The organism is Clostridium hydrogenum, from assembly GCF_021432385.1.
Taxonomy (GTDB): Bacteria; Bacillota; Clostridia; order Clostridiales; family Clostridiaceae; genus Clostridium_S; species Clostridium_S hydrogenum.
Genome location: NZ_JAEACT010000003.1, coordinates 596972 through 616534, shown reverse-complemented (window position 1 = coordinate 616534; position 19563 = coordinate 596972). Strand labels below are relative to the sequence as shown.

The following is a 19563-nucleotide window of genomic DNA, read 5'->3' as shown; positions in this document are numbered from 1 at the left end:
TTGAAAATGGGTGAAGTAGAAAATTATTATGAAGGTTATGATGAGTGGAATAGACTTGAAAGGCATAAAATTGAATTTGAAATTACAAAAAGATATTTAAATGACTATGTGCCTAAAGCTGCAAGGATACTTGATATTGGTGGAGGACCAGGAAGATATTCAATTTATTTGGCTAAAAGGGATCATAAGGTAGTACTTCTTGATTTAGTAGAAAAACATATTGATATGGCAAAAATTAAAGCAATTGAGAATAATGTTGAAATAGAGAAGTATATTTGTGATGATGCACTTAATATTTCTAAATATGATTTGGGGAAATTTGATGTGGTGCTTATAATGGGGCCTTTGTATCATCTTATTCATGAAGCTGAGAGAAAAAAAGTAGTGGAGGATGCTTTGAAAATTTTAAAGAAGGATGGAATTTTAATTACTTCTTTTATATCTGCATATGCTCCAATAATAGATGGACTTAAGTATCCAGAAGATATAGAAGCTCCAGATGATTTAATAAAATACTTAAAAAATGGAGTAAATGATGTGAAATCAGGTTTTACTTCTGCTTATTTTATTAAACCGGAGGAGGCAAGAAGTTTTATGAACAGTTTTAATTTAAAAGAATTGAGTTTTGCAGGAATTGAAGGCATTGGAGGATTTATAGAAAATAAATTAAAAGGACTTCCTAGTGAGCAATTTCACATGGTTATTAATATATTATATGAATTGTCAAAAGACCCTCATATGTTTGGAAGCTGTGAGCATTATTTATATATTGGAAAAAAGTTAAATGAATTCTAAGGCTTGGTGATGTAAATGAAGATATTGGTGATTGGTGGTACAAGGTTTATAGGGGCTTTTGCTGTTAGGTCACTTTTAAGCAAGGGTCATGAGGTTACGTTACTTCACAGGGAAAAATCAGATAATGAATTAATATTAGGTGCTAATAATATTTATTGTGATTTTGAAAATATTGAAGTAGAAATAAATGAGATAAGAAAGTTTAATCCAGAAATTGTTTTGGATATGATTGCAAAAACAGTAGGATTAATAACGTAGATAAAATAGATATAATTGGTTATAATATATAGATAAACCAGTTCAACTACTAAAATTAACTTTGAAGGTTCAAGTGGTTTAACTTTAACTAATTATATCTATTTTTTATATAAAGGAGAAAATAGTGTGGGAATATTAGATAAATATGATGAATCTATAAGACTAACTTATAATTATACAGTTAGAATGCTTACTCATTTGAAAAATATTAGAGATAATTTTTATAATATAAAGGATCCAGATGAAATAACTAAAGAAGTGTACAGAGATTCCATAATAAAAAAATATGAAACTTTGGAGGACTTAACTTGGAAGCTTTTATCTAAAATATTTAAAGCAGCTGGATTAGAAATAAATAATCCAAGAGGTTGTTACAAGCAGGCTTTTAAAGAAGGTTTGATTGAGGATATAAATATATGGAATGATATTTTAATGTCAAGAAATGCGACAAGCCGTATATATGAGGAAGTAGATTACGAGACTATTAAGAATGATATAGTAAATAAGTATATAGTTGCTATTGAAAAATTATTAAATAATATTTCAAATAAAGTGATTTGATGATATGTTTGGAATAAATGAAAATGTCTATAAAAATTTAATTGCTTATTTTAAATAAGTATTGATTTTCACACTTATTTAAAACATAGCCATTCATTAAATAAAGAAATAGAAAAACAAATATTTAAATACGGTGTTGAAATTTACAATGCTTAAGTTGTTTTAAAGATATACCATTGTGAAACTTAAAATCCATTTGTACCAAAATGCCGTCTTTTGGGCATTATGGTGCACATGAATTTTAATAGTTGAGCTGGTATACCTATATAAGAATATAAACAAAATATATGGGCATTATAATATGGAAGTTAATTAGCTAAAATATAAGCAACTTTAAAACAAAATTTATTTATATGCGAGGCGTAATGTTTTGATATATAAATAAATTTTGTTATTCAAAGAGGTTTATTCATAGTTTTGTTAATTTCATATTAAAAATTCAACTTAAGGGAGTAGATAAATTATGAATACAAACAAAAGCAATTTAGAGGAAACAAAAAGATTAAACAGAAAATCAGCTAGTGGAATGACAAGTTCAACAAGCAGTAGCTTCACAAGTTCAGCAGCTAGTGGTGATTTAGAGGAAACAAAACAATTAAATGCAAAATCAAGACAAAATAGAGGTACAGCTGGGAGTGGAATGACAAGTTCAACAAGCAGCAGTTTTACAAGTTCAGCAGCTGATAGTGATTTACAAGAAGCAAGAGAAGCAAATGCAAAATCAAGGACAAAAAGAGGAATGCAATAAAAATATTAACATAGGTCATCTTATTTTTTTAACATAACTAAAGATAAATAGCATTAGCAAGTTGATGCTATTTATCTTTTTGAGTTTATTAAAGATAAACCACTTGAAACTTCAAAATTAAATTGTATCAAAATGACGTCTTCTAGGCATTATGATACAAATTGATTTTGGTAGTTGAAATGGTTTATATGCTACAATACAAAGCTGTTTACAGTATTTTTTTTTAATGTTATTATTGAATAGAATATAAGACTTAAGGTTTAAGGCGATTTTTATAACAAATAATTATTGTAGTAGAGATAAAACGATTGAAACTTTAAAATTAAATTGTATCAAAATGACGTTTTGGGCAGTATGGTGAAGATATGGTTTATAGTTGAGCTAGTTTCAATATATATTATTTTAAGTTGCTGAAATTATTTATGTAATAGAGGTGGTTTTTACAAATGAAAAAATGTACAGTGATATCAGATGGTGATAAGATAAAAGCAATTAGAATAAAGTATAATTTAAGGCAAGATGAAATTTCAGGAAAAGATATTACTAGGAATCTTATTAGTGAAATTGAAACCGATAAAGCTAATATTACTAAAAAGACTGCGGAAATAATTATAAAAAATCTAAAAGAAGTTGGTAAAAACAAGGGATTTGAGATTTCTGAAACCGTTGAATATTTAATGGAAAATCAAACGGTACAAGCTACAAAGATTTTTGATAAATACATAAATGAACTAAAAACATTCATGGTTTGTAAGGATAATAGTTTTACAGATACATTAAAAGATGCTGAGAGTTTTTTGGCAGATTGGAATATAACTGATAGAATGCAAATTATATATGAATTAGCAGGTGATTATTATTGTAATCAAGATGAATTAAGCAAAGCTATAGTATATTATGAAAAGGCTATAACTTTAGTTGGAAAGCTTTTTTTATCCCAAGAGCTACTTAGTTTATTATCAAAGTTATCTAAGACATATGGAAATGCAGGAAGATATAGTGAAGCCATAGATTGTTGTGATTTTGTTTTAAATCGCTTTAAGAATTTATCTGAAAGAGATACCGTTTATTTTATGTATAATCGTGCTTATGTTTTTTTTCTATTGAAGAACTATGAAAGGGTATTAGCTGATATTAATAAAATAGAAAGATTTATTGATAGAGCTGATACTCAAAGATATTTTAAAATTTTAGATACTAAAGCTGTAAGCTTGCATGAGTTAAAAAGATATGATGAGGCTTTAAAATTATATAATGGACTTTTAGATATATTAGAAGACGGTGAAATAGATAAAAAGTTAGTTATTTATATAAATATGTCAGAAGTGTACATTGGATTATCAGATATAGATAAAGCAAATAATTTATTAAGTGAAGTAAAAAAAGAGTTACCGTTTATAAAAAATAATAGTCGTTATGAAGATAATATTTATTATGAGATTGGTAAAATATACACAGGACTTAAAGACAATGTGAGAGCTGCTGAATACTATTCAAAAGCATTAGAAGTAGCAAAGAAACGAAAAAACTATGTTTTGACTGCAGATATACTTTATGGGTTAATGGAATGTGAAGAAACAATAGAAAGAGTGGATAGTATAAAGAAGGAAGTATTTTTGTTATCATCTAAACAAGAAAAGTTAACAGATAAACTTATTTATAAACTTATAGATTTTTATGCAGATAATAATATTATGGATAAGGTTAAAGAAATAAATAAATTTGCCTTACAATTTGCTTAAATGAGTATGAGAAAATTATAAAGGAAGTGGATGGTTAAATGAAATTGAAAAAAAATTATAAAATGTTACTAACGTTATTTGTGTTACTAATATGTGTAATAGTTGTTAGTGATTCAAGTTTAGGAAAATCAATTGCTGGGATAGGTGGAGGTTTTCTCGATGATATTATTAAATCAGCTCCTTAAGCAGGTGGAGATTGTTTTTCTAAAATAATGAACATGGTACCTAATATTATGTAGAATAAAAAGGAGTAGGTTGTTGTTTAAAATAACCTGCTCTTTTTTAGTGGTTAACTACAAGTATCAATTTGGCAGTACAATTTTACATAGGCTTGTTATATAAACTCACTAACAAAAGATAAGGATATACTTTGTAAGTAGGAATACGATAAAGTATAATATTTAGCAAATTTATGTGGTATCATATATGTGTAAATTTATTTTTTATGAAAGGAAGAACATTATGAGTATAAATTTTCTACAATTTACATATAAAATTCCAAGTGAGCCATCTAAAAATAGAGTTCATATTTGGAGATCACTTAAGGAACTCGGAGCTATTTATCTTCAACAAGGAGTAACTTTATTACCCTATGATGAAAAGTTAGAAAAAATTTTAAAAGAACTTCGGGAAGAAGTTAATTCTTTAGGTGGAAAATCAACGTTAAGCGAACTAAAATTTTTAAATGAAACTGATGAGGAAGATATTATATTGGAATTTAAGGAACAAATTAATAAAGAATATATTGAATTTCAAAATAACTGTGAGCGATTCATTTATGAAATTAATAGAGAGATAGAAAATAATAACTTTCAATTTTCTGAACTTGAAGAAAATGAAGAAGAACTCAAAAAGCTGGAACGGTGGTATAACAAAATTTGTAAAAGGGAGTATTTTGAATCAGAAAATGAAGAGAAAGCTAATGGGATGCTTGAAAAATTAAAACTTAAAGTACAAGAGTATTCACACAAGGTTTGTAAGGTAGATGAGGAAAAATAAGGTACACTAAAGTAAATAGCAAGGCTAACTGTTTTATATATGCCTAATATATAAAACATAGTCAAGTATAAAAATTCTTTGTTTTTTATAAAAATGAAGAATTTTTATTTTTGTTGACTTTTAAAGTAACCACTGTTACAATTAACATATGTTACAAGTAACCATCGTTACAATTAAGCATAGCCTAAAATTAAAAACATTTAATTTGCAAAGGAGTGAGATTAATGGAGGAACTATCTAAAAGGATAAAATATAGTATAGAGAAAAATGGTTGTAAAATGACAGTTCAAAGACAAAAAGTAATAGATGTTATTATTGAAAATCAACATAAACATTTAAATTCAGAAGAAATTTATGCAATTATAAAAAAAGATTATCCAGAAATGGGGATAGCTACGATTTATAGAACCATGCAATTGTTAGAAAAAATGAATATAGTGGTTAAATTTGATATTGATGAAGATGGAATTAGATATGAGTTGAGGGATATAGAAGATAAACATCAGCATCCACATTTTATTTGCACAAATTGCGGAGCTGTAATTCCTTTAAAAAATACTGATGTCATGATAAGTCAAAATGAATTAAATATTAAATATGGCTTTAAAATAACAGATTATAGTCTAAAATTATACGGAATATGCAAAAAGTGTAGTGGACTATAAAAATATAATGTTACTTCATCTTCAAAAAAAGGCTATGTTTTAAATAAGTGTGAAAATCAACACTTATTTAAAACATAGCCCCCAAAAAAAATAGATGCACTACGCGGATAAATTTGAATAATTATTTTTTCAGATGTCTAACTTAATTAATGGAGGTTTTAATATGAATGAAAATGTTCAAAGTGAACAAAATGAAGAAAGAAATTTAAATTATTCTTGGATTACCTTTATACTATTTTTTGCTGGTACAGTAATTATGTCTAGTTTGTATATTACAATTCCTTTAGTTTCAGTATTTTCAAAGGCTTTTTCAGTTTCGCAGTCACAAGCAGTTTGGACAAGCAGCTTATTTTCAATTTGTTTTGCCATTGGATGCTTGTTTTATGGACCATTATCCGATAGATATGGGCGTAAGAAAATTATACTTATAGGGTTAGCTGAACTTACAATAATTTCGTTAATTTTGGGATTACAAAATAGTTTGCAGGGGATTATTGTTTTTAGAGGATTACAAGGGATTGCTGCTGCAACTTTTTCACCTGTTGCGCTTTCTTTCGCAGTAGAACTATTTCCAAGTAATAGAAGAGTAGGAGCTATAGGTTGTATAAGCACAGGATTTTTATTAGCTGGTATTGTAGGACAAATTTTTAGTAGTAATGTTAGTAGTCAAATTGGCTGGAAGTATGTTTTCTATATATTATCGTTAGTTTATTTGATTACATTTCTATTGATTCTGATTTTTATACCTAAACTTAAAGCAAATGGAACCAGTGTTAAATCTGCATTTGTGCAAATGCCAAAGGTATTTAAAAAGAAATCCTTATGTTTTGCCTACATTATTGCGCTAATACCGTTATTTTCTTTTGTTGGTATGTATACAGCATTAAATAGCTTTTTAAGCAGTCCTAAATTTGCCTTTAGTGCTCATCAAATTTTTTATGTGCGTTTAATAGGCATAGTTGGTATGGTATTTTCCCCAGTAGCAGGGAAGCTCGTTAAAAAATTTGGGATGTTGTTTGTTCTTAGAACTGGATTATTGTTATCAATTCTTGGACTTGTTTTCCTAGGAATAAGTACTAATATTAATTTTATAATTATAATGAGTGTTGTTTTTGTAATAGGGATAGCAATTACTGTTCCAACATTAATATCACTCATAGGTCAGCTAGGAGGAGAGGTAAGGGGAGCCGCCGTGTCTGTTTATACATTTATACTATTTTTAGGAGCCAGTGCAGGACCAGCTTTTACAATTAATATATTGAAAAATGGAAGTTATGAAATTGCATTTTTATCTTTAGCTGTAGTCATGCTTATAGGTATAATTTCAAGTATGTTTATCACGCTTAAAGATAAATAATACACAGTTTATGATAAAATAAGGCTATGTTTTAAATAAGTGTGAAAATCAACACTTATTTAAAACATAGCCTAAAATAAAAATTTTGGTAATACTAATTTTGTAAGTGGTTTATTATAAAATCAATTAAGACATCTGATCCTTTTTGAAAAATACACTTAAAAATATCCGAGTTTTTACCATTGGCATTGTAGTAATCAACAATTGCAAAAAGCCCAGAAATTGCACCAAACTTATCCCAGTAAGTGCCACTATTTGATTTTTCTAATATTTTATTATTATGAAGACTGTCAGGATTATTTAAAGCATTAAGTAGAGCATTGTAAGAAGTTTTTCTTCTTTTATTCATCTCGGAACTATACCAGTCAACAGATAAAACATCATCTTTAAAGGATAAAAAGTGAGCAATTCCTTCATCAAAAACTATATATTTTAGATTATAATATAAAGAAGCATCACTATTTGGACAAGGATAGGTATTATGAATAAGTATATGTGATATCTCATGAGTAATAAGAGTTCTAACAATTTTATATAACTTAGTTAAATCATCAGAATATGAACTTATCCTAATTAAATCTAGTATTATACAATTGTTTCCTTCTAAATCTTGTCTTACCATAGCATCATAAGGAGCAGGAGAGCCAACAATTAAATATATTTTTGTTGAAGCTGGAATTGGCATATCACAAAAAAACTGCTTCCAAATATCCTTATTCATTGGTTCAAAGCTATTTAAGTTTTTAACCAGCATTTTGTATATTTCTTTTAATTTATAATAAGGTGGTTTTTTAGGTTCTTCAAATAAATGTTGATTTTGGACTATGGAGTTAAATATCCAATGGTTTTCTACTTGTTTTAATGAGTGATTGTTTAAATACAAATCTATAATTTCAGTATCAATTATCATAAAAACCTCCTTTTATTCAATTCACAATTCACAGTTCACAATGCACAATGAAGGAAAATTTTCTGTTAGCACAGAAAATTTGAGAACTTAATTGGTTGTTACCTAAATTTTTAGTATGTATATTCAGCGAAGCTAAACCTATAAGTTTAAAGATTTATCCGCCGTAAGGAGGATAAATCAACAATAATTGTGAATTGTGCATCGTGAACTGTGAATTGTTTTAAATGTAGTATTGTGCCTGTGCCATGTACATTGTTTCATATTGACTTCCTTTATCTTTTATAAGTTCAGCATGGCTTCCGTATTGAATGATTTGTCCATTATCAAAAACAGCAACCTTATCACAGAACTTGCAGCTTGATAGTCTATGGGAAATGTAAATGGCTGTTTTGCCTCCAATTAAACCATTAAAGCTTGTATAAATTTCATTTTCAGCATATGGATCAAGAGCTGCTGTTGGTTCATCCAAAATTACAATTGGGGAATTTTTATAAAGTGCTCTTGCAATTGCTAGTTTTTGAGCTTGACCACCAGAAAATTCTATGCCATCTTTTTCAAAAGTCTTGTAAATTGGAGTGTAGATATTTTTTGGAAGCTTTGAAATATCTTTTTTCATGCCAGTTTCATCAAGTATATTTAAAATTTTGTTGTCATCGGCCTTTTCATAATCATATAAAGCTATATTTTCTTTTACTGAAAATGCCATCAATTTAAAATCTTGAAATACGACAGATAAAAGTTTCATGTATTCTTCGTAGTCATATTCGTTAATATTTACACCGTTAAGAAAAATTTTACCTTCAGTTGGATTATATAGTCTTGTTAATAGTTTAATGAAGGTTGTTTTACCAGCACCATTTAGTCCAACTATAGATAGTTTTTCTCCACTAGCTATAGTTATAGAAACATTTTTTAAGGTATAATTACTGCTTCTTGGATACTTAAAGGAAACATTTTTAAATTCAATAGTGCAGTCTTTAATATTAGATAATGGTTTCCCATTGGCAGTTTTAGAAGATTGTATTCCTTGGAACTCAAAATATGGTTCAAGATATCTGCACTGCTGCCTAAACTCTACAAAAGAATTAATAAAGGAAGACATGGAAGTTCCAAAATTATTTGCAGCGCTTATATACATTGTAAAATCACCAATTCCAATGGCTTTTTTAAATACTTTATAGGTCATGTAACCATAAACTAATAACAATTGAATTTGTACATTAACATCACTTAATCCATTTAACTTCCCAATCAAGGTAAATAATTTTGCAAAAATTGCAGCGCTTTCTGAATTAAAAGCTTTAATTTTCCTCATGATGAGAGGTGTTATGTTATATAACCTTAAGTCCTTACCAGATGCAAAATCAAAACTTAAATCTGCATAATAACCCCATTGCCTATTTAAAGGAATTAATTCATTGTTAAATTTAAATTGAGCAGCTTGTGATTTTTTAAATATAATCAAATTAACAACTACAACTGCGGCGATTAAAAGAAGTACAACTACATTTAAAGTAGATATAATTGCTATAAGTCCAAGCATTGTTATTAATTGAGATAGTACATTAACAGTGCAGTCAATCATGCTGTAAATTACCCCTTGATTATGAATAGGGAATAAGGCTTTTTCTTTTAGATTTAATATTTCTGGATCTTCAATTTTTTCAAAGTCCATATCCATTATTTTTTCACCAATTAGTAGGTCAAAGCCTTTGAGTACTTGAACATATTTTATTTTCTTTATTGTGTCAAAACATCTATTTATAATGTTTAAAACTCCATTTATAATTACAGTTAAGGCTACTAGAGTTACAAAAACTTTTATTCTCTGCTTTCCCAAAAGTTCATCTATAATATATTTTGGCATAATAATGTTAATAAAAGGAGTAAGTGCTTTAAAAAGCGAGGATATAATTAAAATAGGTACATAATTCTTTGACATTTTAGAGGAAAGTTTTAAAAAGTACAGCATAGTTTTTATATCTTTTTTGAAGTTATTTAAACCTTTCAACTATATCACCTCTTTGCTTGATTCATCTTCATAGTATTGAGCTTGTACGTTAAACATATCAGCATATTTTTTATTTAGCTTTAAAAGTTCCTCGTGGGTACCGTATTCCTGCAGCTTGCCGTCTTCAAAGAAAGCAATTGCATCACAAAAACGCGTGCTTGCAAGTCTATGAGAAATGTAAATTGAGGTTTTACCATGACATAAATCATCAAAGCTGTTATAAATATTTTGCTCTGCAATTGGGTCAAGAGCGGCTGTAGGTTCATCCATTACAACTATGCTTCCATCCTTATACAGTGCACGGGCTAATGCAAGACGCTGATTTTGACCGCCTGAAAATTCAACTCCAGCAGAGTCTAGTATTTTTAAAACACTTGTATCAATTCCTTTTTCAAGTGAGTTTATTTTTTCACTCATGCCAGCTTTAGTAATACTTTCACTAACTTTATTTCTATCAATATTTGTAGTACTAATAGCTATATTTTCAGCTACAGTAAAGGCAAAAAGTTTAATATCTTGAAATACTACGGAAAAGAGTCTGTAATATTCTGCTCTGTCAAAAGAATTTATATTTATTCCATTAAGTAAAATTTCTCCCTCGGTAGGTTCATAAAGCCTTGTGAGCAGTTTTACAAAGGTAGTTTTTCCAGCACCATTTATTCCAACTATGGCAAGACGCTGACCTTTATTTATTTTTAAATTTAAATTTTTATATACATATTTATCGCTATTTGGATATTTAAAAGTTACATTTTTGAATTCAATTTCAAAGGTAGTATCATAAGGGATTGGAATTGGATTTACTGGCGAAGCTTCATCTTCAATTTCAAGAAAATCTCTAAAATCATTTATATACAAATTTTGGGCTCGGATGTGTGCTATGTTGTCCATAATGCTTTTCATAAGAGTAGAAAAAGAAGCTACTGTAGCAAAGTACATAGTAAAATCACCAATACTAATACGTTTGTTAATTACCCCATATATTAAATACCCATAAACTATTGCATCGCTGAAAATTGTAAGAACTGCATCTAAAAGAGACACCTTAAAATATTTAAGTTCAATTTTCTTACTTATATTAACTATTTTACTGCTAAAGATTTTGTATTTTTGAGAAAGCAAATTTGATAGGGAGTATATCCTTAAATCTTTACCATATGCAAAATCGCTCATGGTAGAATATATATAATTTAATCTTCTGTTGTTATCCGATTTCTCATCTTTTACGTCATGCTCGTATTTTTTGGCTTTAAGTGTTAATGAGTATATAAATATAACGTTGAATAAAAGATATAATAGAATAAGTGGATTTAAGGTTGCAACTATACATATGTAACCGATGAAGGAAACAATGCTTCCACCTATCTCGAAAAACTTATGAAACACACCTTCAATTCCGTCAGAATTATTATTTACTGATAGAAAGGCGCTGTTATAATCATTTAGAGTCTTTGGATTTTCTGTGTATTTGAAATCCATTGTCATAGCTTTTTCTTCAAGAGCATCTATAAATTTAAAACGCACAACAATCATTAATGGATCAATAGCTCCGTTTAAATAGGCAATAAAAAATTTGGTTATTACTGATGAAATAAAGAAAATTAAAAGAATGCCTATTAGTACATTAGTCCTTTTGCCATTAGTAAGCTCATCAATTAAAAATTTTGGAGCAAGTATACCTATAAATGGTGCTATGGATGTAAGGATTGTGTATATTCCAAAGAATACAAAAAGTTTTTTGCTGTATTTAAAAGCTGTTTTTACTAAAAAAGTTATATTTGTTAAAGTACTTCTATTAGAAGTTTTGTTCATGAAAAGTCATCCCCTTATTCAATTCACAATTATTTCTAGTGTGTGCTGACAATTCCAAGCTCTCTACATTTTTTTTCAACAATTTTGAAAATAAAGCTTCCAAGGGCGCAGAAGAATATCATTGATATAATGATTATTAAAAATTCCGTTTTTAAATCAAATAGAGGAATTTGCTTTGAAAGTATAGCCCTTGAGCTGTCATAAACATAGGTTAATGGAATAGCTAAGGCTATGAACATGAAGGTCTTTGGAAAAAAATTTTTATAGGAAAATATCCACCAGAAAGACCACTTAAAAAATCACTTTCTATATCAATGATTACATTAGCTTCTTTGGCAACGAGAACTAAAGCACCAATGGCAAGTCCAAGTCCCATTATTCCTATAATTCCAGGTATTAAAAATAAAAGTGCCTGCAAAAGGTGAGGGGTTATGTTGAAATTAAATATAAAGTGACAAAGTACACCAGTTAATACAACCTCAACAGTTGTTTAACAAAATTGTAATTCATATTAAAATTTTATCTTATTTTACAATATTATCATATTTATCATGATTATTAAATGTATGTTCGAAAAAAAATGAAAATATTAATTTTATTGGTAAAATAATAAATGTATGAAAAACTATATACTAAATTTTTATTTTTGTAGAGCATTATGAAAAAAATTGGCTGTTTCAGTATCTGATATATTTTCGAGCACTTGCAAAAAATCCCGGGTGCTGCATATGTTGTTTTTATGGAGCTCTTTTAATAAAGTATAAAAAGAAGCTTTACCAATTTTATTTTCTAGCTCGTTTAAGATTACACTGCCTTTATAATAAAGGACTTCGTAGGCGTTTTCATAATTTCTAGCTATTCCTTCGATTTTAGGAAGTGTTTTTGACTTGGTCTTATATAAGGTAAGTATATTTTGAGCTTCATTTTTATCAAAAAGATCGTTTAATGCTATTAATGAGGAGTATTCTGCAAAGGATTCATTAAGCCAATCTTCATAGGAAGAACAATTAGCTTTACACCACCACAAGTGAGCTAGTTCATGAGCCAAAAATCTGAATTGTTTAGCTTTATCATAAATTTCATTACTCCCCATAGGGGATAAAACAATTAAATCCTTCCTACAATAGCCACCACCAACATTTCTAGGAGCAAGTACTATTGAAAAGCTTTTTTGAGGTATGTCACCAAATTTATCTATATAATATTTTAATATGCTAGAACTAAAAGTACTGATATCTTTAGCAGTATTAACGCCTTCTTGCTTTGTATAATAGATATCTAAGGAGATATTATCTATAGAATTGTGAATGCAATTTAAGTTTGGTGCAGCTATTATTGTACAATCATTTTCAGGAATTTTTTTATTAAGTATAAAGTGATCTGATAAGGAAGCACCAACAACAGTATAATTGTTAGATATATCAATAATTACATTGAATAATGCAGGTTCCATATTTTGAGTTAGGGGAAACCAAGGTGAATACAAACCTAATTCTGTCCACTCCTCAGAAATTCTATTTACATTGGAAGAATTTAAAATTTCAATATTTCCGGAATATTGAAATTTTAAATTTATTTTTTCATTACAATTAAATGGTCGTTTAAGTGTGATTTTTATAGACTTTGATTCTAATATAAAGGGAGACCAATCCGAAACAATAGTACTTACTTCATATTTTTTTATATCAGGTGAAGTTATATTTTCAACTTTTATATCTTTGTAAATGTAAAAGGTAATTTCATTTATATCATTATCTTTAAAATAGTAATCGAGACTTATATCTGCAGATATAAAATGTTTTTTTGGATTAATTTTTAAATTTGCGGTATATGAATTCAAAACGATAATCTCCTTTCAAGTGTTTTTATTTTTAGTGAACTAAAGTTTTACTTTTTCACCAATTTGAGAATTACCAGTTACATTTAAACTATCTTTATATTCAATTTTGTCTATATTACAGCTATCACCAATAGTTATTTTATTTCCTCTTACTACTTTGGCAGTGGTGTGGTCAAGGTAGATGTTGTCACCTTCTATAATTTCACTTTCAAGGGTTGGTGAGGAATTTGTAAATACTGTTTTTATAAATTTTAATATTGAAGCTGACATGTGAGAACTATACCTAATATCTATGTCTTTTCCACCGATTTCTTTTACAGAGCAAGTATCGTATATTACTATATTGGCTTTTTCAGCATTTAATAGCCCACCTATGGAAAAACTACCTTTTGCGTTAAAGTTTTCACATTCACAGTCATCTTTAATCTTGATGCCACCAGATAATTTTATTTCTTCGCCGGAAACATTGCCATCTATGTCACAGCCTCCGGAAATATCAAGTTTTTTTGATTTTACATTTCCGCGAATATCTGCTCCACCAGATATGGATACCTCAACGGCTTCTAAATCTCCACGTATATCACAAGCACCACTGCACTTTAAAATTTCTGTTTTTACACTTCCTTTAATATTGCAGGCTCCAGATAGTAATATTTGCTTTGAAGTTACACTGCCCTTTATATCGCAGGCCCCGCTGCCACTTAAAAAGTTACAATCTACATCTCCATTTACGTTGCAAGCTCCACTTAATTTGACTTCATTAAAAAAGCCTCCATTTGCACTTCCAGCACCAGATAATTTTAAATTAATTCTTTCATTTTCCATAATGATAACCTCCTAATTTATTTTGATTTTTTCATTTACTACAGCTTTTTCACTTATATCAAGAGTTTCTTTGTATTCAATTTTATCTATTTTGCAGCCATCACCAATTGTTATTTTGTTACCTCTAACAATTTTTGCTTTAGTATTTTCAAGGCAAATTGTATCACCTTCAATAGTATCAGCAGTTAGGTAAACCATATTGGCATTAATTTTTATTATTCCTAATATTGATATTGAATTTTTAGGAACACGTACGGAAATATTATTACCTCCAATTTCTTTTACTGAGCAATTATTGTCTAAGGTTATGTTAATCTCCTCAGCATTTAAAAGACCAGCAATGTGAAAACAATCACTGCCAGTAAACTTTTCACATTCACAATCTTTTCCTACTTTTACACTGTCATTAATTTTAATTTCTTCTCCTTTAATGCTTTCAGTAATTTTACAGCCATCGTAAAGATGAATTTTTGTTGAAAATATATTTCCAGCGATTGTAGCGCCATCCTTTACCATTGAATCTTCAGCATTTAAATCTCCCTTAATTTTAGAACCGTCACTTATTTTGGCAATAACAGTTTTTACATTTCCATTTACACTAGACCCATCCTTTAGAATTAAGTCTTCAACTTTTAAATTACCTATTATACTAGAGCCATCATTTATTCTTATGGTGCTTGAAGAAATATTTCCATGAACATGAGAACCATCATTTATTATAAATTCTTTTGCTTCTACATTTCCGTAAAGGTTAGAACCGTCATTTATATGCACTAGTTCACTTTTTACATCTCCATTAATTTTTGAACCATCACATAAATGTGTCTTGCTTGAAAGTACATTTCCTTCGATTTCAGAACGATCACTACAGTTTAAAATAATGCAATCAATGTCACCATTAAGTGTAGATCTATCATTTATTTTTACCTCATTATATATTCCACCTACACCAACACTGCCATCATGTAAACTTAAATTTTTTCTTTCATTTTCCATAGATAAAGCCCCCAAATATATTTATTTCAATTTTAACTTTAATTCTTCAATGCATTTATTTATATTTAAAGCCATAATAACTTTTGCATATTCTTCTATATAAAATTTATTTTTAGTGGAACAAAGAATAGAAAATCCAGTTCCCATTTTTCTTATGAAAATTACATCAAAGTCTTCTCCGCCAAAGTTTGAATAGTTTTTCATAAGAGTGGTAAAAAGTGTTTTACTTTCATCAAGAGATATATTGCCAGACAATAAGAATTTATCGCATATATACATGTAAAGTACTTCTTCAAAGACTAGTTCGTGTATTTTTGGCAATAATTCTTTGCATAAATTCAAAGTTTCTCCTGTAACAATGTTCTGGTTAAGTAAGTTTTCGTAGCTTAATTTAATTTCGGAAACTTTATTTGAAAACAAGTCTGCTAAGTCGTCTAATGAAGAATCATCCTTCATATCCTTAATTTTTTTTATTCTATCAATTATTTTATCCCTGGGAAAGAAGGTTTCCTGTCCCGTGAAGGAAGATTTTTTTATGAACCAATCCTCAGGTATAAGTTCTTTGCGTTTCCATCGATATAATTGACCGTAGGATATACTCATGAGGTCAAGTAATTCTTTCTTTGATATTAAATTATCTTCATCCATATTTACTCCTCCTTTTGAATACAGCATAACATAACATTGTTACGTTGTAAATAGAAATATGGAAAAATTATGAGAAATATTATAAAAAAGTTATAGTAGAGATATTGTATATATTTAAATTAATATTATAATTAGTAATATCTTGTTAGGTCAGAGTACAAAGTATAAAGTACAGAGCACAATGAAGGATGATTTTTCTACGCGAGCGTATAAAAATCTAAAAACTTAATACTCTTAAAATAGCGCCACAAGTGGTATTCAGCGAAGCTGACAAAATATATAAGTTCTAAGATTTACCTGACGTAAGAAAGGCAAATCCTCATTCTTTGTACTCTGTACTTTGTACTGTGATTTAAATTGTAATTTATAATGATACACTTGGTATTTATAATTTCTATATTTTAAGTTGTTTATCTATGTAAGGGGATGGTATATTGGATTTATTTTTAGCTGAGCCAAATAGCAAGTATAAAAAAAGTTTTGAGCAGTATGTTATGGCATATAAAGAAGCTGGAGAAGATTATTATTTTAACAAGTATAAAAGAGCATTAGAAGATTTTAAAGGATATATAGGATATTTAGAGAATTATTCTAAAGGAATAGCTTTGCCTAAAGATGAAGTTGCAACTTCAACATATTGGTTAATTGATAACAATGAGGTTGTGGGAGTAACAAGAGTTAGGCATGAGGAAGTAGAATATGCAGGGCATATAGGATATGATATATCTCCAATTTATCGAAATAAGGGTTATGGCTCTAAAATTCTTAAATTAGCATTAAAGGAAGCAGAAAAAATAGGAATAAAAGATGTTATAGTAACTTGCAACGTAGAAAATGAAGCTTCAAGAAAAATTATAGAAAAGAATAAGGGCAAGGTACTAGGCACTGTTTTTGATGAAGAAGAGGACGAAAAATTGTACAAATACTTGATTTTGAATAACTAGAATATATTGTATAATATTGAAATTAAAAATTAGAATTTGAAAAACAGAGTACAGATGACAGAGTACAGAGTACAGTTAAGGATGATTTACCTTTCGTGCTGCTTAGGTAAATCTTAAACTTAAATGTTGTTAGCTTCGCTTAACAGCATTAATGGCGTAATTGCCCATCAATAAAAAAATAAGTTTTAAGATTTTTCGGAGCGCTAGAGGAGAAAAATCAACCATCATTGTACTCTGTCATCTGTCATCTGTACTCTGTATTAATTATAGGGGTGGTTTAAGTGGAGTTAGAATTAATGAAAACAAATAGTCAAAATCCTGGTTTTATTAAGCTTACACAGATGTTAGATGATGAACTCAAGGAGCGCTATGGCGAATTACAAAAGCAATATGATAAATATAACAGGACTTATTACATAAAAGATGTATTTGTAGTTTACAAAGCTAAGGAACCTATAGCTTGTGGTGCATTTAAGAGATATGACAGCGAAACCGTGGAATTAAAACGTATATTTGTAACAAAAGAAAATAGGGGACAACATATATCAGAGTTAATATTAATGGAGTTAGAAGGGTTGGCAAAATATGATGGGTACAAGTATGCTGTCTTAGAAACTGGAAGAAAGCAACCTGAAGCAATTGGCTTGTATAAAAATCATGGATATAGTGAAATAGAAAATTATGGACCATATGTTCATAATGATAACAGCATTTGTATGAGAAAAAATTTATACTAATAAATTATTTTAAATTAAAATTTTTAAAATTATATTTATTATTCGTTAAGTGAAAAGTTAAATTCTTGATTTTATAGAAAGCATGATTTTGCAGGACTAAAATCATGAATTACCTATTTACCAATTATGGAAACAGGGCTATAATACGTTTATAGTACCTGTTTCCATGAAGTGTAAGCATAGCAAACAGGCATCTGAAAAATCGTGCAAAATTAAATTTCACATACCTTTTTTGTGCATGATTAAATTCGGCAGTGGATTCCGTTTTGCGCTATCGATTTATTTTTTGAGTAGTGATGGTCTTAAGGATACTTTGTCTGCAGGGATTTCCTGAAGCTTAAGTACCTTATGAAGCGCATTGCTCAGAAGTAGTTGGAACAGCTTGAACGGGGTACAGCCATTCAAGCTGTCTCTTGCTTCACTATTAATGTGATTCATCAGTTTTATAGCATCTGTCTGTGTATAAGAGTCCAGGCTTTCTCCTTTTGGAATGACATAGCGGATATATTCATGATTTCGCTTAATCATACCTTTCTGCCAGGAACTGTTTGGATTACAGTAATAAATATGGGTACGGATTTCGCCGTTCTTATCACACTCTAAACGAGCAGAAAGTTGGAATTCCGTTCCGTTATATGTGAGAATGATAGGGAACATTTCTAGAAATGTTCCAATGCCCAGCTTCTCTGTAAGGATATCAAATACTTCAATGATACAATCCTGAGTCTTTTCTTCCAGAACAAAAATAAGCATAAGTGAACAGTTACGAAACAGCATAGTGAGGAAAGCCTGTTTGCTGTTGCCATGACCTCCATCAACGGTATCCATTTCTACAACTGAAACATCAGGATGCTCTCGCATGTATTTCTGAAAATCTTCGTAAGTGCGGTCGATACGGAACTCCTTTGCCACTGTACTTGGATGTTTTTGGATATCTCTAGCAGTAGAAGCGAAAGCGGCCCTATCCATTAATCCTTTTTCAATTTTAATACGTTGTGTTGTGGTAAGATGTTTCTGATCGTAAACCTTTTTATTAGACATAATTTAAATCCTCCTTATAATTTAGGAGGAATCCACTAACCAAGACAACAATACCACATTTTGTGCAAGAGTAAAATCATCAGAGATGAATTTACCTTTGCAAACAAGAATTTACTTTTTTATTTTAGGTTATATTTATTATTGTACTATTGACAAAGTGAAAGGTATTGTGATAATATATATCTAACACTAGTAGATAAAATGGAGGTGTTAAAATTGGATTTTCGTTCGATGGCAGAAGAGCTGTTTGAATGCATGAGATATTTAGAGAAAGGACCTATGATTAAAAAAGTTGATAATGTTTCAAGGGGGGAGATGGCAGTACTTGGTTTTTTAATTATGGAGCATGATAATGCAACAGCAGGAGAAATTAGCGAGAGATTTAAAGTGACAACTGCAAGGATAGCTAATACGCTAAATAGTCTTGAAAAGAAAAAGTTTATTGAGAGGCATGCAGATCCAGATGATAGACGTAAGGTTATAGTTCATGTAACAGGGGAAGGAAGAACTGCAGCTGAAAACAAGTATAATGAGGCTGTTAATGGGTTAAAAGAAATGCTAATGGACTTAGGAGAAAAAGATGCTGTAGAGCATGTTAGAATAACTAAGAGAATTGCTAATTTAATAAAAAAGAAACAAAAAGAATTTCAGAGGGATTAATTCCTGATGAAATC

The 19563-nt window shown here is 29.1% G+C and carries 21 protein-coding genes; 12 read left to right on the top strand and 9 right to left on the bottom strand.

Annotation, left to right across the window (positions count from 1 at the left end):
- Window positions 1-6: 6 nt before the first annotated feature.
- From CUEA01_RS16040 to CUEA01_RS16000, 9 genes are all read left to right on the top strand, one after another.
- A complete protein-coding gene (locus tag CUEA01_RS16040; protein ID WP_234122692.1) occupies window positions 7-795 on the top strand; it encodes a class I SAM-dependent methyltransferase in 789 nt (262 codons plus the stop codon).
- Between the two features lie 15 nt (window positions 796-810).
- Window positions 811-1053, top strand: a complete 243-nt coding sequence (locus tag CUEA01_RS16035) for an NAD-dependent epimerase/dehydratase family protein (protein ID WP_234122691.1) — start codon at window positions 811-813, stop codon at window positions 1051-1053.
- A 186-nt stretch (window positions 1054-1239) separates the two neighbouring features.
- Entirely contained in the window at window positions 1240-1614 is a 375-nt protein-coding gene (locus tag CUEA01_RS16030; protein ID WP_235699962.1) for an HI0074 family nucleotidyltransferase substrate-binding subunit, read from the top strand.
- A gap of 463 nt (window positions 1615-2077) precedes the next feature.
- The gene (locus CUEA01_RS16025; protein WP_234122689.1) at window positions 2078-2362 is read left to right on the top strand and encodes a hypothetical protein; all 285 of its coding nucleotides are present in this window, start codon (window positions 2078-2080) and stop codon (window positions 2360-2362) included.
- A 446-nt stretch (window positions 2363-2808) separates the two neighbouring features.
- On the top strand, window positions 2809-4104 hold the full coding sequence (locus tag CUEA01_RS16020; RefSeq protein WP_234122688.1) for a hypothetical protein: 1296 nt from the start codon (window positions 2809-2811) through the stop codon (window positions 4102-4104).
- A 38-nt stretch (window positions 4105-4142) separates the two neighbouring features.
- Window positions 4143-4289 carry a hypothetical protein gene (locus CUEA01_RS16015; RefSeq protein ID WP_234122687.1) on the top strand — a complete coding sequence of 49 codons (147 nt, stop codon included), beginning with the start codon at window positions 4143-4145 and terminating at the stop codon, window positions 4287-4289.
- Between the two features lie 277 nt (window positions 4290-4566).
- A complete protein-coding gene (locus CUEA01_RS16010; RefSeq protein ID WP_234122686.1) occupies window positions 4567-5103 on the top strand; it encodes a Chromate resistance protein ChrB in 537 nt (178 codons plus the stop codon).
- A 224-nt stretch (window positions 5104-5327) separates the two neighbouring features.
- Window positions 5328-5768 carry a Fur family transcriptional regulator gene (locus CUEA01_RS16005; protein WP_234122685.1) on the top strand — a complete coding sequence of 147 codons (441 nt, stop codon included), beginning with the start codon at window positions 5328-5330 and terminating at the stop codon, window positions 5766-5768.
- Between the two features lie 163 nt (window positions 5769-5931).
- Complete coding sequence (locus CUEA01_RS16000) at window positions 5932-7125, top strand: MFS transporter (RefSeq protein WP_234122684.1); 1194 nt, start codon at window positions 5932-5934, stop codon at window positions 7123-7125.
- A 94-nt stretch (window positions 7126-7219) separates the two neighbouring features.
- Here the strand turns inward: CUEA01_RS16000 and CUEA01_RS15995 are convergent, their stop codons facing one another.
- From CUEA01_RS15995 to CUEA01_RS15960, 8 genes are all read right to left on the bottom strand, one after another.
- On the bottom strand, window positions 7220-8035 hold the full coding sequence (locus CUEA01_RS15995) for a DUF5700 domain-containing putative Zn-dependent protease (protein ID WP_234122683.1): 816 nt from the start codon (window positions 8033-8035) through the stop codon (window positions 7220-7222).
- 220 nt (window positions 8036-8255) lie between these two features.
- On the bottom strand, window positions 8256-10046 hold the full coding sequence (locus tag CUEA01_RS15990; protein ID WP_234122682.1) for an ABC transporter ATP-binding protein: 1791 nt from the start codon (window positions 10044-10046) through the stop codon (window positions 8256-8258).
- Window positions 10047-11858, bottom strand: a complete 1812-nt coding sequence (locus CUEA01_RS15985) for an ABC transporter ATP-binding protein (RefSeq protein WP_234122681.1) — start codon at window positions 11856-11858, stop codon at window positions 10047-10049.
- Window positions 11859-12087: 229 nt separating this feature from the next.
- Complete coding sequence (locus CUEA01_RS15980) at window positions 12088-12276, bottom strand: hypothetical protein (protein ID WP_234122680.1); 189 nt, start codon at window positions 12274-12276, stop codon at window positions 12088-12090.
- Window positions 12277-12498: 222 nt separating this feature from the next.
- Window positions 12499-13698 carry a M1 family aminopeptidase gene (locus CUEA01_RS15975; RefSeq protein WP_234122679.1) on the bottom strand — a complete coding sequence of 400 codons (1200 nt, stop codon included), beginning with the start codon at window positions 13696-13698 and terminating at the stop codon, window positions 12499-12501.
- 39 nt (window positions 13699-13737) lie between these two features.
- Complete coding sequence (locus tag CUEA01_RS15970; RefSeq protein WP_234122678.1) at window positions 13738-14523, bottom strand: polymer-forming cytoskeletal protein; 786 nt, start codon at window positions 14521-14523, stop codon at window positions 13738-13740.
- Between the two features lie 12 nt (window positions 14524-14535).
- Complete coding sequence (locus CUEA01_RS15965) at window positions 14536-15519, bottom strand: polymer-forming cytoskeletal protein (protein ID WP_234122677.1); 984 nt, start codon at window positions 15517-15519, stop codon at window positions 14536-14538.
- Window positions 15520-15540: 21 nt separating this feature from the next.
- Window positions 15541-16167 (bottom strand): DUF4004 family protein, encoded by a 627-nt coding sequence (locus tag CUEA01_RS15960; RefSeq protein ID WP_234122676.1) that lies wholly within the window; start codon window positions 16165-16167, stop codon window positions 15541-15543.
- 434 nt (window positions 16168-16601) lie between these two features.
- Between CUEA01_RS15960 and CUEA01_RS15955 the strand changes: the two genes are divergently transcribed.
- Entirely contained in the window at window positions 16602-17111 is a 510-nt protein-coding gene (locus tag CUEA01_RS15955) for a GNAT family N-acetyltransferase (RefSeq protein WP_234122675.1), read from the top strand.
- Window positions 17112-17392: 281 nt separating this feature from the next.
- Window positions 17393-17848, top strand: a complete 456-nt coding sequence (locus CUEA01_RS15950; protein WP_234122674.1) for a GNAT family N-acetyltransferase — start codon at window positions 17393-17395, stop codon at window positions 17846-17848.
- Window positions 17849-18127: 279 nt separating this feature from the next.
- Here the strand turns inward: CUEA01_RS15950 and CUEA01_RS15945 are convergent, their stop codons facing one another.
- Window positions 18128-18889, bottom strand: a complete 762-nt coding sequence (locus CUEA01_RS15945; RefSeq protein ID WP_234122673.1) for an IS30 family transposase — start codon at window positions 18887-18889, stop codon at window positions 18128-18130.
- Window positions 18890-19105: 216 nt separating this feature from the next.
- Between CUEA01_RS15945 and CUEA01_RS15940 the strand changes: the two genes are divergently transcribed.
- The gene (locus tag CUEA01_RS15940) at window positions 19106-19549 is read left to right on the top strand and encodes a MarR family winged helix-turn-helix transcriptional regulator (RefSeq protein WP_234122672.1); all 444 of its coding nucleotides are present in this window, start codon (window positions 19106-19108) and stop codon (window positions 19547-19549) included.
- Window positions 19550-19563: the final 14 nt, after the last annotated feature.